Source organism: Micromonospora sp. NPDC049201, assembly GCF_055586805.1.
This window is the reverse complement of sequence record NZ_JBVJHM010000002.1, coordinates 598,686-612,094: the sequence shown is the minus strand read 5'-3', so window position 1 is coordinate 612,094 and position 13,409 is coordinate 598,686. Positions and strand designations below refer to the sequence as shown.

The window sequence follows — 13,409 nt, the reverse complement described above, 5'->3', positions numbered from 1 at the left end:
GCCCCAGCCTGGACGTCGGCCGCCGGGGCCGTCCAGGAATTCTGCGCCGGGCAGACACGCGCCGGCCCGGACCGCGTGGGCGGGCCGGGCCGGGGTGGAGGTGCGGAAGGTCAGACCCGCGCGCGGCGGGCCAGGCGCTCCGGGTCGAGGATGATGATGCTCTTGCCGTCCAGCCGCAGCCAGCCGCGCGAGGCGAAGTCGGCGAGCGCCTTGTTGACGGTCTCCCGGGAGGCGCCGACGAGCTGGGCGATCTCCTCCTGGGTGAGGTCGTGGGTCACCCGCAGCACGCCGCCGTCGCGGGTGCCGAACCGGCCGGCCATCTGGAGCAGGTTCTTGGCGACCCGGCCGGGCACGTCCGTGAAGATCAGGTCGGCGAGCGAGTCGTTCGTCCGGCGCAGCCTGCGGGCCAGCACCCGCAGCAGCTGCTCGGCGATCTCGGGCCGGTTGTTGAGCCACGGCCGCAGAGCCTGCTTGCGCAGCCGGACCAGCCGGGTGTCGGTGACCGCCGTGGCGGTCGCCGTGCGCGGGCCGGGGTCGAACAGCGACAACTCGCCGACCATGTCCGACGGGCCCATCACGGCGATCAGGTTCTGCCGGCCGTCCGCCGCGCGGCGACCCACCTTGATCTTGCCGGACAGGAGGATGTAGAGACTGTCACCGGGCTCGCCCTCGTTGAAGACGACCTCGCCCTTGCGGACCTCGATCGTCTCCATCTCCTTGGCGAGCGCCTCGGCAGCCTCCGGGTCGACACCCTGGAAGATCCCGCTGCGGGCCAGTACCTCGTCCATCGCGCACCTCCGCCTGCGCGTGCCGTCCGTCGGCCCGGGTCCGCCGTCCGCTGATCCCTCGCGCGCCGCCAGTCTAGGCGCACATGAGCAGGAATCGGAGGTGCACCCCTGGATCCGGCCCCGCGACGCCGGGCCGGGCGCCACCGGTCCCCACCTGATCGTAAGGTGACCGGCGTGCTGTGCGAGCCGATCCTGACCAGCCGGTCCGAAGCCGGGTGGGACATCCCGCTGCTCGTCTGGCGGGCCGAGACGCCGCTGCTGGCGGTCGGCTCCGCCCCGCTGGGCGGGGGGATCGGCGTCCGCCGGTGGGTGGTCAACGCGACCGTGCCGATGACGTACGACCGGGACGACCCCGCCGCCCACCTGGCCGAACTGGCCCTTGACCTGGGCCTGGGCGGGCCCGGGGTCGGGCTGCTCACCGGCGTGGACGTGGCCGAGGTGGTGCACCGCCGCGACGACGGCGTCCGGGTCTGGGCGACGGTCGGCCTGGGCACCCCGGTCTGGGCCGCCGCACCCGCGGCGGCCGGCGGCGACCGGGCCACCGCCGAGAACACGCCGGCCGGGCCCGCGCCGGCCCCCCGGGTCGGCACCGTCAACATCGTGGTGCACGTGCCGGTCCGGCTCGGGGACGCCGCGCTGGTCAACGCGGTGGCCACCGCCACCGAGGCGAAGGCGCAGGCGATCTGGGAGCTGGGACTGCCGGCCACCGGCACCGCCACCGACGCGGTCACCGTGCTCTGCCCGGCCGACGGCACGCCGGCCCCGTACGGCGGCCCGCGCTCGACCTGGGGCGCCCCGCTGGCCCGGGCCGTGCACGCCGCCGTGCGCGCCGGCGGCGCCGGCCCGGTCGTGCCCTGGTCCGACCGGCGGGCCGGCTGACGTGCGCAGGCCGGTATTCCGACCATTCGGCCCTCGTCGCGGCGTCCCCGGGGCGGTAGCGTCGCCGACGATGTACGCTTCCGCCCACTCTGTGCCCCGTTCCCGCCGCGCCACCGGCCCCCACCCGGTCGGTCCCGTGCCGCGCCGTGCCGTCCCCCGACCGCGCCTCGCCGCGCTCGCCGCGCTCTTCGCGGTCCTGCTCGCCGCCGGCTGCTCGGACTCCGGCGACGGCGACGGCCCGCTCTGGCAGACCGGGCAGGGCGGCGGGTCGACCGGTTCGGCCGGCCCGGCGTCCGGCGACCAGCCGGCCGCCTCCGGCGAGTCGACCGAGCCGTCGATCTCGCTGACCGCGACCGGTGACGTGATCATGGGGAACGCGCCGAACCGGCTGCCGCCCAACGGCGGCAAGGGCTTCTTCGACGACGTGAAGTCCGCGCTCAAGGGCGACCTGGTGATGGGCAACCTGGAGGAGCCGCTCACCGACGACACCGGCGCCGGCAAGTGCGGCCCGAACCCGCAGAACTGCTACCAGTTCCGGGCGCCGCCCGGCTACGCCGCGCACCTGCGCTCGGCCGGGTTCCAACTGCTCAACCAGGCCAACAACCACGGCAACGACTACGGCCAGCAGGGCTACGAGAACACCCAGTCGGCGCTGGAGGCGCACGGCCTCAAGCACACCGGCGCGCCGGGCGAGATCACCGTCGTGGACGTCAAGGGCGTCAAGGTGGCAGTGGTCGGCTTCTCGTCGTACCCCTGGTCGAACAGCCTGATCGACCTGGATGCCGCCAAGCAGGTCATCGAGATGGCCAAGGGGATGGCCAAGCTCGTGGTGGTGCAGGTGCACATGGGCGCCGAGGGCGCGGACAAGACCCGCGTCAAGCCCGGCACCGAGATGTACGTCGGGGAGAACCGGGGCGACCCGATGCGTTTCGCCCGTACCGTGATCGACGCCGGCGCGGACCTGGTGATCGGGCACGGCCCGCACGTGCTGCGGGGCCTGGAGTTCTACCAGGGCAAGCTGATCGCCTACAGCCTGGGCAACTTCGCCGGCGGCGGGAAGTCGTTGCAGAGCACCGGCCGGCTCGGCTACGGCGGGGTGCTCAAGGTGTCGCTCACCGCCGAGGGCCGCTTCGTCGGCGGCACGTTCACCTCCACCGTGATGAACGGCGTCGGCCGGCCCTCCGTCGACCGGCAGGACCGCGGCCTCGGGCTGGTGCGCGAGGTGACCCGGGCGGACTTCCCGAACACCGGCGCGAAGCTCGACGCGAGCGGCAAGATCAGCGCCCCGGCGGGTGGCTGAGCGCACGCCACCCGCGTCGACCCACCGGGGCGTCGGCCCCGCGACGTAGGCTGGCCGGCGTGACCACGCGCTCCCCCGAGACCGACCTCGGCCGTACGCGTCGGGCCCGCCGCATCGGGCGGGTGCTGACCGAGACCCACCCCGACGCGCACTGTGAACTCGACCACGGCAACGCGCTGGAGCTGGCGGTCGCCACGATCCTGTCCGCCCAGTGCACCGACAAGAAGGTCAACGAGGTCACGCCGAAGCTGTTCGCCCGCTACCGCACCGCCGCCGACTACGCCGGGGCGGACCGCGTCGAGCTGGAGGAGCTGATCCGGCCCACCGGTTTCTACCGCAACAAGACCAGCTCGCTGATCAACCTCGGCCGCGCGCTCTGCGAGCGGTACGACGGCGAGGTGCCCGGCCGGCTCGCCGACCTGGTCACCCTGCCGGGGATCGGGCGCAAGACCGCGAACGTGATCCTCGGCAACGCGTTCGACGTCCCGGGCATCACCGTCGACACCCACTTCCAGCGGCTGGTGCAGCGGTGGGAGCTGACCACCGAGACCGACCCGGTCAAGATCGAGCACGCGATCGGCGTGCTCTACCCCAAGCGGGACTGGACCATGCTGTCGCACCGGATCATCTTCCACGGCCGTCGGGTCTGCCACGCCCGCAAGCCGGCCTGCGGCGCGTGCACGCTGGCGAAGCTCTGCCCCGCGTACGGCACCGGGCCGACCGAGCCGGCCGCCGCGGCCAAGCTGCTGAAGGGCCCCCGCGCGCGGGACCTCGCGGCGGCCGTCGGCCTCGACCCGGACCTGGTGCCGCAGCAGGCGACCGTGGCGGACGTGCCGTGACCCGCCGACTCGCGTTCCTGCTCGTCCCGCTGCTGCTGGCGGCGGGCTGCACCGCCACGGCCGAGGAGCCGCCCGGCCCGGCGTCGGCCACCCGCGCGGAGCGCCCCTCGCCGTTCGCCGACTGCGCCCCGCTGACCGCGGTGCCGGCCTCGGCCGTGCCGTCACCGGCCGACAAGCCCGGTGATCCGCTGCCCGACCTGGCGCTCAACTGCTTCACCGGCGGCGCGCCGGTGAAGCTGCGCGACGTGAAGGGCCCCGCCGTGATCAACGTGTGGGCGTCCTGGTGTCCGCCCTGCCGCAAGGAGCTGCCCGCGTTCCAGCGGCTCAGCGACCGGGCCGACGGCCGGTTCCAGGTGATCGGGGTGAACAGCCGGGACAGCCGCGGCGGCGCGCAGTCCCTCGGCGAGGACTTCGGCATCGACTTCCCGATGTTGCTCGACCAGGGCGACGCGTTCGAGCGCGCGCTCGAACGCAGCGCGTTCCCGTTGACCGTCCTGGTCGACGCGGACGGCCGGATCCGGCACATCGACGGGACCGGCGCGCTCGACGACGCCCGCCTCGCCGCGCTCGTCCGCACGCATCTCGGGGTGCGGGTGTGACCCGGACGCCGCCCGGATGGCTGGACCCGCTGCTGGGCCGGCTCGGCAGCGCCCGGGCCGAGGACTTCACCCAGCTCGCCACGCCGGAGACCGGCGGCCGGGAGAGCGCCGTGCTGGTGCTGCTCGGCGAGGAGCCCGGCGCCGGGCCGGACATGCTGGTCCTCCAGCGCGCCGCGACGCTGCGCAACCACGCCGGGCAGCCGGCCTTCCCCGGCGGCGCGGCCGACCCGGAGGACGCCGACGCCCGCGCCACCGCGCTGCGCGAGGCGAACGAGGAGGTCGACCTCGACCCGGCCAGCGTCACCGTGTTGGCCGAACTGCCCCGGCTGTGGATCCCGGTCAGCGACTTCGTGGTGACCCCGGTGCTCGCCTGGTGGCACGACCCGCACCCGGTCCACCCGCGCGAGCCGGCCGAGGTCGCGCACGTCGCCCGACTGCCGGTCGCCGAGCTGGTCGACCCGGACAACCGCATGCGGGTACGCCATCCCAGCGGCTGGATCGGCCCCGCGTTCTCGGTCCGCGGCATGCTGGTCTGGGGCTTCACCGGCGGCGTGATCGACCGACTGCTGGAGATGGGCGGCTGGGCCCGGCCCTGGCCCCGCTCGCGGGTCTGGGAGCTGCCGCCGGTCGGTGCCACCCCGGCCCCCTCGGCCGGCACCGACGCGGCCGACGAGAGCCCGGTGCGCTGATCACCCGCACGGATCCTCAGGTCACGTTCAGCGAGCGCTGAGCGGGCCACCGGCCCGGTGCCCGTACCCTTGGGGCGTGTCCGCCGTGGATCTCGTCCTGCTCCTGCTCATGCTCGTGTTCGCGATCAGCGGATACCGCCAGGGCTTCGTCGTCGGAGCGCTGTCGTTCTCGGGCTTCTTCCTGGGCGCGTTGCTCGGCCTCCAGGTCGGCCCGCTGATCGCCCGGCAGTTCGCGTCCAGCGGCACCCGGGTGTTGATCTCCCTGGTGGCGATCTTCGGGCTCGCCGTGCTGGGGCAGGCGCTGGCCGGCTGGCTCGGCTCCAACCTGCGCGCGGCCATCACCGGGCCGGCCGGCAAGAAGGTCGACGACGTCGGCGGCGCGTTCATCTCGGTCATCGCGGTCATGCTGGTGGCCTGGCTGGTCGCGGTGCCGCTGGGTTCCTCGTCGGTGCCCTGGCTGGCCGCCTCGGTCAAGGACAGCGCGTTGCTCACCGTGGTGGACCGGGTGCTGCCCGACCGGGCCCAGGAACTCTCCACCGCCCTGCGGGACACCGTCGACACCAACGGCTTCCCCGACGTGTTCAACGGCCTGGGCAGCACCAACGCCCGGCAGGTCTCGCCGCCCGACCCGGCGCTGGCCAACTCCCAGGTGGTGCAGAACAGCAAGCGGTCGGTGGTGAAGGTGCTCGGCTCCGCGCCGAGCTGCTCCCGCCGGATCGAGGGCTCCGGCTTCGTCTACGCCGACGACCGGGTGATGACCAACGCGCACGTGGTGGCCGGCACCCGCTCGGTGGCGGTGGAACTGCGCGGCGAGCGGTACGACGGCGAGGTGGTGGTCTACGACCCGGATCGGGACCTGGCCGTGCTCTACGTGCCCGGGCTGCCCGGGCCGTCGCTGCGCTTCGCCGCCGGTGCGGCGGCCAGCGGGGCGGACGCGATCGTGCTCGGCTTCCCCCTGGACGGCCCGTACGACGCCCGGCCGGCCCGGGTGCGGGACGTCGACCGGATCACCGGGCCGGACATCTACTCCTCCGGGGACGTGACGCGGGAGATCTACACGATCCGCGCGCTGGTGCGCAGCGGCAACTCCGGCGGCCCGCTGGTCTCCTCGAACGGGCTGGTGCTCGGCGTGATCTTCGCGGCGGCGGCGGACGACCCGAACACCGGCTTCGCGGTGACCGCCGCCGAGGCGCGGTCGGTGGCGCTGGCCGGCGCGGAACGAACCCGGGGCGTGGCCACCGGCGACTGCACCTGAGCCGGCCGACGGCGGTCGGCCGGCCGGCACGGCGGTCAGTTCGCCGGGGCCCCGGCGGGCGTCACGTCGTCGCCCGGCCGGCTCAGCGACAGGCTCGCGCGGCCCCAGGTGAGCGTGCGGTCGAGCACCGCGCGCGCCATGATCGCGACACAGGTGCCGCCGTTGACGAACGAGGCCACCACGTCGCTGGGGTGGTGCATGCCCCGGTACATCCGGGTGAGCGCCACGCCGACCGGCACCAGCACCAGCAGCGTCCACCAGGTGATCTTGGCCGGGGTGCTGCGCGCCCGCAGCGCCAGCAGCACCGCGAGGCCGACGTAGAGCGCGGTCGCCGCCGAGGTGTGCCCGGAGGGGAAGCTGGACGTCGGGGGAGAGGCGTCCATGTGCTCCACGGCCGGCCGGTTCCGGTCGATGACCATGGTGGTGAACAGGAAGATCAGCGCCTGCGCGCTGACCGCCGCGCACAGGAAGAGCGGCTCCCGCCAGCGGTGCAGCACCAGCCGCAGCACCAGCGCGGCCAGCACCGTCACCACGACGATCACCTGGGTGCTGGCCAGCGTGCTGAAGACCAGCGACACGTCGTTCCAGCCGGACGACCGGTCACCGGCGAACTCGCGGTTCACCGCGTCCTCCACGGTGAACGGCCAGGTGTGCGTGAGCACCCGGGTGACCAGCAGGCCCAGCCCCACCATCACGGCGAAGAGCAGGGCCACCGGCAGCAGGACGCGCCGGGCGATCTGGACCGCGACATCGGACATGAGCCGCCCTTTACCCAGGTGGCCGTCTTGTTACGCGTGTCGATCCTCCGGGTCGGCCAGTTCCGGCTCGACCCCCTCGCGCAGCGGGCGGGCCGGCCGCCGGCCGGCCCCGGTGCGCCAGGTGGCGAACGCGGCCGTGGTGGCGGCGACCGTGGCCATCCCCAGCACCCAGCCGCCCACCACGTCACTGGTCCAGTGCACGCCCAGCGCGATCCGGCTCAACCCGGTCACCACCGCGAGCAGCGTCGCTGCCGTCCAGAGCGCGATGCGGCCGGCGCGGTTGTCGCGGGCGAACGGCAGGAAGAGCAACAGCAGCACCCCGGCGGCCAGCGCCGCGTTCAGCGCGTGACCGGACGGGAAGGAGTAGCCGGCGGCCCGGGCCACCGGTTCGAGCAGGTCCGGCCGGTCCCGGCCGACCAGCAGCTTGAGCAGCGCGCCGAGCAGGCCGCCGACAAGCATCGTGGTGACCACCCAGACCGCCAGCCGCGGCGCCCCGCGCCGCAGCAGCCAGACCACCGCCATCGCGGCGGCCACCCGCAGCGGACCCGGCCCGAACGCGTGCGTCCAGACCGTCATCACCCGGACCCACAGCGGATGGTGCACCGCATATCCGTGGAACGCCTCGGTGACCGAGGCGTCCAGCCGGAGTAGCGGCGGCCAGGCGCCCAGCACCAGCAGCGCGAGCAGGGCGAACGGCACCAGCACCAGGACCGCCGCGGCGGCGGCCAGGCTGAGGCGCAGCCCCAGCGAGTGGTCGGGGTCGAGGCGGCGGCTCCGCCACGACCGGTGGCGCGTGGACGCCGGGCCGGTGCTGTTCATGCGCCGTTCACTACCCAGGGAAGGGCGCGGTCAGACTCGCCGGTCAGTGGCGGGCCCGCCGGAACCGGCGCACCACCAGCGCGGAGCCGGTGACCAGGGCGACGAGCAGGGCCAGGCCGATCCAGAGCCGTCCCGGGGCGGGGTCGTCGGTCTGGCCCGCCGCGCCGGCCGACCAACCGGCCGGCTGCGGGCGACCGAACGGGTCGCCGCCCTGCCCCGCCGCCGCGGCCCGGGTGTCCGGGCCCTCGCCCGGGGCGGGACCGAAACCCACCACGCCGGGGGCGGCGTTGTCGTCGAGCGGGTTGCGGCCCACCGGCGCCACGTCGGCGGTGAGCGCGGCCACCGGGTCGACCATGCCGTACCCGAACCGGTCGTCCCGGCCGGTCGGGCCGAGGTCCCGGGCGGTGCTGATCAGCCGGTTGACCACGTCCCCGGCCGGCATCCGCGGATAGCGGGCCCGGACCAGGGCGGCCGTCGCGGCGACCAGCGGCGCGGCGAAGCTCGTCCCCTGCACCCGCCAGTAGCCGCCCCGGGAGCGGGCGCCGTAGAGCGCGGTGGCCGGGGCGCTGAGCGTGGTCTCGTGACCGGTGATCGAGCCGGACCAGAGGTTCTCGCTGTCGCGGTCCAGGCCGGTGACCGCCAGCACGCCCGGCTCGCGGGCCGGGTACCAGACCTTGGTGGTGGTCGAGGTGGCCAGGTTGCCGGTGCAGGCGACCACCACCACGTCCCGGGCGAACGCGTAGTCGAGCGCCGCGGCCAGCGCCGGGCTGTCGCCGCCGCCCCCGAGTGACAGGTTCACCACCCGGGCGCCGTTGTCGACCGCCCAGCGCACCGCCTTCGCGATGATCAACGCGTCGTCGTACCGGTTCTCCGCGTCCAGCACCCGGACCGGCAGGATCCGGGCGTCCGGCGCCAGCCCCACCACGCCGTGATCGTCGTCGGCCCGCCCGGCGATCAGCCCGGCCACCGTGGTGCCGTGCCCCACCGGGTCCGGCTCGTCCGTGCCGCCCGGCTCGACCAGGTCGAGGCCGGGCAGCACCTGACCGGCCAGGTCGGGGTGCGAAGCGTCCACTCCCGAGTCGATCACCGCGACCACCACGCCGCGCCCGGTCGACGTCCGCCAGGCGGCCTTCGCCCGTAGCTCCGCCAACTGCCACTGCTCGTCGCGGACCTGGTCGGCCCGGAACACGCGCTCCGGCGCGGACCAGGCCGGCACCTGGACGGCGGCCGGCGCGGCGTGTGCCGGCGCGGCGTGTGCCGGCGCGGCGTGTGCCGGCGCGGCGTGTGCCGGCGGGGCCAGCGGGCCGGCCGTGACGGCCAACGCCGCCGCGCCGGCCAGCAGCGCACGCCCGGCGAGACGCCGGGACGGCATGCCGGGAAGCCCCTGCCGATCCCTGGTCACATTCCCCAGCCATTCCGTCGCGTCCGACACATGCTGCTCGGAGATTACCGGTAGTCCCGGCCGTCCCGGGACAACTCGGCGTACCCGGCTCATCCGGGCGGGAGATGAGCCAACTGCACCAGACGGACGCCCTCACGCCGGGTGACCAGGCGGGCCCGACCGGGCGGCAGCGGCCCGGCCTTCACCTGGCCGACGAGCGGCCCCTCCTCCGGGCCGCCGGACATCACCAGCCCGGCCGTGGACAGCTCCCGCAGCCGCTGGATGATCGGCTCGTACGCGGTCCGGCCGGCGCCGCCGGAGCGCCGCGCCAGCACCAGGTGCAGCCCGACGTCCCGGGCGTGCGGCAGGTGCTCCTCCAACGCGCGCAGCGGGTTCGTCGGCCCGCCGGCCACCAGGTCGTAGTCGTCCACCAGCACGAACAGCTCCGGCCCGGTCCACCACGTGCGGGCGCGCAACTCGGCCGGGGTCACCTCCGGGCCGGGCTGCCGCCCCTGGAGGTAACCGGCCGCCGACTCGATCAGCTCGGTGGTGTGTGGCGCGGCCGTGCCGTACCCGATCAGGTGCGCGGTCTCGATCACGCCCATCAGGCTGCGCCGGTAGTCGACCAGGATCACCCGGGCCTGCTCCGGGGTGAACCGGCCCACGATCGAGGTGGCCAGCGCGCGCAGGAACGAGGACTTGCCGCACTCGGCGTCACCGAAGACCACGAAGTTCGGCTCGGTGGCGAAGTCCAGCACCACCGGGGCCAGATCCGCCTCCGCCACCCCGACCGGGAACGCCAGCCCGGTCGTCGCGGTCTGGTCCAGTTCGGCGTACGGCAGCACCGGCGGGAGCAGCCGCACCCGGGGCGCCACCGGCCCGGACCACCCGTCGGCGACGGCCTTCACCAGGTCGGCGGTGCCGTCGCCCAACGCGGCCGACCGGGGCTCGGCGGTGAGGAAGTGCAGCCCGCCGGCGGTGATCCCGCGCCCCGGCCGTTCCTCCGGCACGGTGGCCGCCAGCGCGCGCTTGACCACCACCGAGTCGGCCGGGTCGCCGAGGCGCAGCTCCAGCCGGGAGCCGAACAGGTCACGGATCGCCGGGCGGAAGTCCGACCAGCGCAGCGCGCTCGCCACCACGTGCACCCCGTACGCCAGCCCCCGGGTGGCCAGCTCGGTGACCAGCGGTTCCAGGTCCTCGTACTCGCCGCGCAGCGTGTTCCAACCGTCGACGACCAGGAACACGTCCCCGAACGGGTCGACGCCGGCCGCCGGTGTCGCGGCCCGTCGCCGGCGCCACGCCGACATCGACTCCACCCCGGACTCGGTGAAGCGCCGCTCCCGCTCGGCGAGCAGGCCGGCGACCTCCCCGACGGTACGGCGCACCGCGGTGCCGTCGGTCCGCCCGCTCACACCGCCGACGTGCGGCAGGTCCCGCAGCGTGCCGAGCGTGCCGCCACCGAAGTCGAGGCAGTAGACCTGCACCTCGGCCGGGGTGTGGGTGAGCGCCAGCGCGCAGACCAGCGTGCGCAGCACGGCGGACCGGCCGCTGCGGGTGGTGCCGACCACCGCGACGTGCCCGGCCGCGCCGTCCAACGCCAGCCAGAACAGGTCCCGCCGCTGCTCGAACGGCTTGTCCACCACCGCCACCGGCACCTGCAACGCGCCGTGCAGCTCGGGATTGGCCACGGTGAGCCCACGAACCGGGTCGACGCCGGCCGGGCCGAGCAGCTCGTCGAGCGTGGGGGAGGCGTCCAACGGCGGCAGCCACACCCGGTGCGCCGGCGGGCCCTGCCCGGCCAGCCGGTCGACCAGCAGGTCGAGCAGCGTCTCGCCGCTCTCCTCCTCGGCCGGGAGCGCGGCCGGTGTCGTCGGTTCGGGCACCGGCGCCAGGTGGGTGGAGAACGCGAGCACCCGCGCGGCGCCGACGCCGGACGCACCCGCCGGGCCGATGCGTCGACGGACCGCGCCGGAGACGTACGCCGCCCTGAACCGGACCAGCGGCTCGGTGCCGGAGCGCAGGTACCCGTGCCCCGGGCTGCGGGGCAGCTCGTACGCGTCCGGCACGCCGAGCACCGTCCGGGACTCCAACGTGGAGAACGTGCGCAACCCGATCCGGTACGACAGGTGGGTGTCCAACCCCCGCAGCCGGCCCTCCTCCAGCCGTTGACTGGCCAGCAGCAGGTGCACGCCGAGCGACCGGCCCAGCCGGCCGATCTGCACGAACAGGTCGATGAAGTCGGGCTTGGCGGAGAGCAGCTCGGAGAACTCGTCGCAGATCAGCAGCAGCGACGGCAGCGGGGCGAGCGGACTGCCGGCCGCGCGCGCCCGCCCGTAGTCACGCACGCCGGCGAAGTTGCCGGCCCGGCGCAGCAGCTCCTGGCGGCGCATCAGCTCCCCGTTGATCGCGTCGACCATCCGGTCGACGAGCGGCAGCGCGTCCGCCAGGTTGGTGATCACGGCGGCGGTGTGCGGCAGGCGCTCGAACGGCGCGAACGTGGCACCGCCCTTGAAGTCGACAAGCACGAAGTTGAGCTGCTCCGAGCTGTGCGTCGCGGCCAGGCCGAGCACCAGCGTGCGCAGCAGCTCCGACTTGCCGGAGCCGGTCGCGCCGATCAGCAGCCCGTGCGGGCCCATGCCGTCGAGCGCCGACTCCTTGAGGTCGAGGTCGATCGCCCCGCCGTCGGCGCCCACCCCGATCGGCACCCGCAGCCGGTCCCGGGCGGCGCGGGGCGCCCAGCCCTGCTCGGCGGTGAAACCGTCCGGGTCGCCGAGACCGAGCAGCTCCGGCAGGCCCGGCTCAGCGCCGGGCGGCGCGTCCGACCCGCGTACCGCGCCGGCCAGCCGCAGCGGCGCGAGCCGCCGCGCGACCGCCTCCGCGTCGGCCGTCGGCAACGCGTCGGCGGCGCCCACCTCGGCGGGCCCCTCCGCCGAGTGCGAGTGCAGCCGGCCGTCGACCAGGTCGAGCAGCAGCGCGTACCGGTCGAGCAGCCGGGGCGGCGGCGTGTCCAGGTCGAGCACGGTGACCGCGTCGATGCCGCCGTCGCCGGCCAGGTCGGCGGCCCCGGTCAGGTCGCCGCCGTCGAGCACCACCACGACGTGCGGCCCGTCGGTGGCCGGGCCGTGCGGGCTGAACCGGGACCGGCTGCCGAGCACGTCGTCGAGGAGCCGTTCCAGGTCGGCGGCGGCGCTGGTGACCAGCCGCACCGGGCCGAGCGCGTCGGTGCGCGCCGGGTGGTGGGCGTGCGGCAGCCACTTCACCCACTCCCACCGGTCCCGGCGCTCCGGGCCGGCGCAGACCGCGATCAGCAGCTCGTCCGGGGCGTGGAAGACGGCGAGCTGGGTGAGCACCGCCCGGGCCAGCGCCCGGGCGGCCGGCGAGCCGGTGCCGCGTACCTCGCCGGCCGGGCCGCGCACGAAGACCCGGGCGAAGCTGCGCAGCGACAGCGCCACCGGCAGGTCCGGCACCACCGAGTACGCGTCCAGGAAGCGCCGCAGCGCCCCGGCGGTCATCGGCTCCAGCTCCTCCAGCGGCCGGGTGACCGGCGGGACCAGCGGGGTGGCCAGCGTCTGCGGCCCGACGCCGACCCGGACCACCGCGAAGTCCGGGTCACCCGGCCGGCGTTCCCAGACCCGGTGGCTGTCGACGGTGGACCAGAGCCGCCCGGGCTCCGGATGGCGGTAGGCGAGCCCGGCGCGCTGGGCGCCGGCCGTCTCCCGGACCCGGCGACGCAGCGTGGCCAGGTGCCGCAGGTACTCCCGACGGGCGGCCATCAGCTCGGACTTCTTCGGGCCGGCGCTGCCCCAGGTGGTCACCAGCATGGCCAGCGAGGAGAGCCCGAACATGCCGCCCACCACGTACGAGTAGGCGCCGCCGCCCCGGCCGAACATCATCGCCATGGCCACCGTCCCGCCGAGCATCGGCAGCACCATCAGCGCCTGCTGCCAGCGCCCGCCGGTCGCCACCGGGATCTCCGGCGGCGCCTCGACGGGCAGCTCACCGACCGGGATCTCCGGGGCCGGTCGGCGCGGCGGTCGCTTGATGACGACAGTGGACACACGGCCTCCCATGGCTCTCGGTAACCCGAGCCTGGCTCATAGTA

The 13,409-nt window shown here is 75.1% G+C and carries 11 protein-coding genes; 6 read left to right on the top strand and 5 right to left on the bottom strand.

From position 1 onward, the window contains the following. Positions 1-110: 110 nt before the first annotated feature. Positions 111-788 carry a Crp/Fnr family transcriptional regulator gene (locus ACZ6O5_RS06675; RefSeq protein ID WP_007073398.1) on the bottom strand — a complete coding sequence of 226 codons (678 nt, stop codon included), beginning with the start codon at positions 786-788 and terminating at the stop codon, positions 111-113. Between the two features lie 174 nt (positions 789-962). Here ACZ6O5_RS06675 and ACZ6O5_RS06670 point away from each other — a divergent pair, with 174 nt between their 5' ends. The 6 genes from ACZ6O5_RS06670 to ACZ6O5_RS06645 all read left to right on the top strand — a co-directional run bounded on the left by ACZ6O5_RS06670 (position 963) and on the right by ACZ6O5_RS06645 (position 6,349). After that, complete coding sequence (locus ACZ6O5_RS06670; RefSeq protein ID WP_465975058.1) at positions 963-1,667, top strand: adenosylcobinamide amidohydrolase; 705 nt, start codon at positions 963-965, stop codon at positions 1,665-1,667. A gap of 136 nt (positions 1,668-1,803) precedes the next feature. Next, entirely contained in the window at positions 1,804-2,967 is a 1,164-nt protein-coding gene (locus tag ACZ6O5_RS06665) for a CapA family protein (RefSeq protein ID WP_465975056.1), read from the top strand. A gap of 59 nt (positions 2,968-3,026) precedes the next feature. Beyond that, positions 3,027-3,806 (top strand): endonuclease III, encoded by a 780-nt coding sequence (gene nth, locus ACZ6O5_RS06660; protein ID WP_465974918.1) that lies wholly within the window; start codon positions 3,027-3,029, stop codon positions 3,804-3,806. Continuing rightward, positions 3,803-4,405 carry a TlpA family protein disulfide reductase gene (locus ACZ6O5_RS06655; RefSeq protein WP_465974916.1) on the top strand — a complete coding sequence of 201 codons (603 nt, stop codon included), beginning with the start codon at positions 3,803-3,805 and terminating at the stop codon, positions 4,403-4,405. The genes nth and ACZ6O5_RS06655 overlap by 4 nt, the downstream gene beginning before the upstream one ends. Then, positions 4,402-5,094, top strand: coding sequence for an NUDIX hydrolase (locus tag ACZ6O5_RS06650; RefSeq protein WP_405091550.1), 693 nt, complete (start codon positions 4,402-4,404; stop codon positions 5,092-5,094). The genes ACZ6O5_RS06655 and ACZ6O5_RS06650 overlap by 4 nt, the downstream gene beginning before the upstream one ends. A 76-nt stretch (positions 5,095-5,170) precedes the next feature. Continuing rightward, positions 5,171-6,349, top strand: a complete 1,179-nt coding sequence (locus tag ACZ6O5_RS06645; RefSeq protein ID WP_281934339.1) for a MarP family serine protease — start codon at positions 5,171-5,173, stop codon at positions 6,347-6,349. A 35-nt stretch (positions 6,350-6,384) separates the two neighbouring features. Here the strand turns inward: ACZ6O5_RS06645 and ACZ6O5_RS06640 are convergent, their stop codons facing one another. From ACZ6O5_RS06640 to eccCa, 4 genes are all read right to left on the bottom strand, one after another. Continuing rightward, positions 6,385-7,107: a phosphatase PAP2 family protein gene (locus ACZ6O5_RS06640; RefSeq protein WP_465974914.1), complete on the bottom strand. Its 723-nt coding sequence runs from the start codon at positions 7,105-7,107 to the stop codon at positions 6,385-6,387. A 30-nt stretch (positions 7,108-7,137) separates the two neighbouring features. Beyond that, positions 7,138-7,926 (bottom strand): phosphatase PAP2 family protein, encoded by a 789-nt coding sequence (locus ACZ6O5_RS06635; protein WP_465974912.1) that lies wholly within the window; start codon positions 7,924-7,926, stop codon positions 7,138-7,140. A gap of 43 nt (positions 7,927-7,969) precedes the next feature. Then, a complete protein-coding gene (gene mycP, locus ACZ6O5_RS06630) occupies positions 7,970-9,298 on the bottom strand; it encodes a type VII secretion-associated serine protease mycosin (protein WP_465974910.1) in 1,329 nt (442 codons plus the stop codon). A 119-nt stretch (positions 9,299-9,417) separates the two neighbouring features. Continuing rightward, a complete protein-coding gene (eccCa, locus tag ACZ6O5_RS06625; protein WP_465974908.1) occupies positions 9,418-13,365 on the bottom strand; it encodes a type VII secretion protein EccCa in 3,948 nt (1,315 codons plus the stop codon). Positions 13,366-13,409: the final 44 nt, after the last annotated feature.

Excerpts from the sequence above, each read along its gene's own strand:
- ACZ6O5_RS06675 (WP_007073398.1), bottom strand. The coding sequence starts at position 788 with ATGGACGAGGTACTGGCCCGCAGCGGGATCTTCCAGGGTGTCGACCCG.
- ACZ6O5_RS06635 (WP_465974912.1), bottom strand. The coding sequence starts at position 7,926 with ATGAACAGCACCGGCCCGGCGTCCACGCGCCACCGGTCGTGGCGGAGC.
- ACZ6O5_RS06640 (WP_465974914.1), bottom strand. The coding sequence starts at position 7,107 with ATGTCCGATGTCGCGGTCCAGATCGCCCGGCGCGTCCTGCTGCCGGTG.
- mycP (WP_465974910.1), bottom strand. The coding sequence starts at position 9,298 with ATGCCGTCCCGGCGTCTCGCCGGGCGTGCGCTGCTGGCCGGCGCGGCG.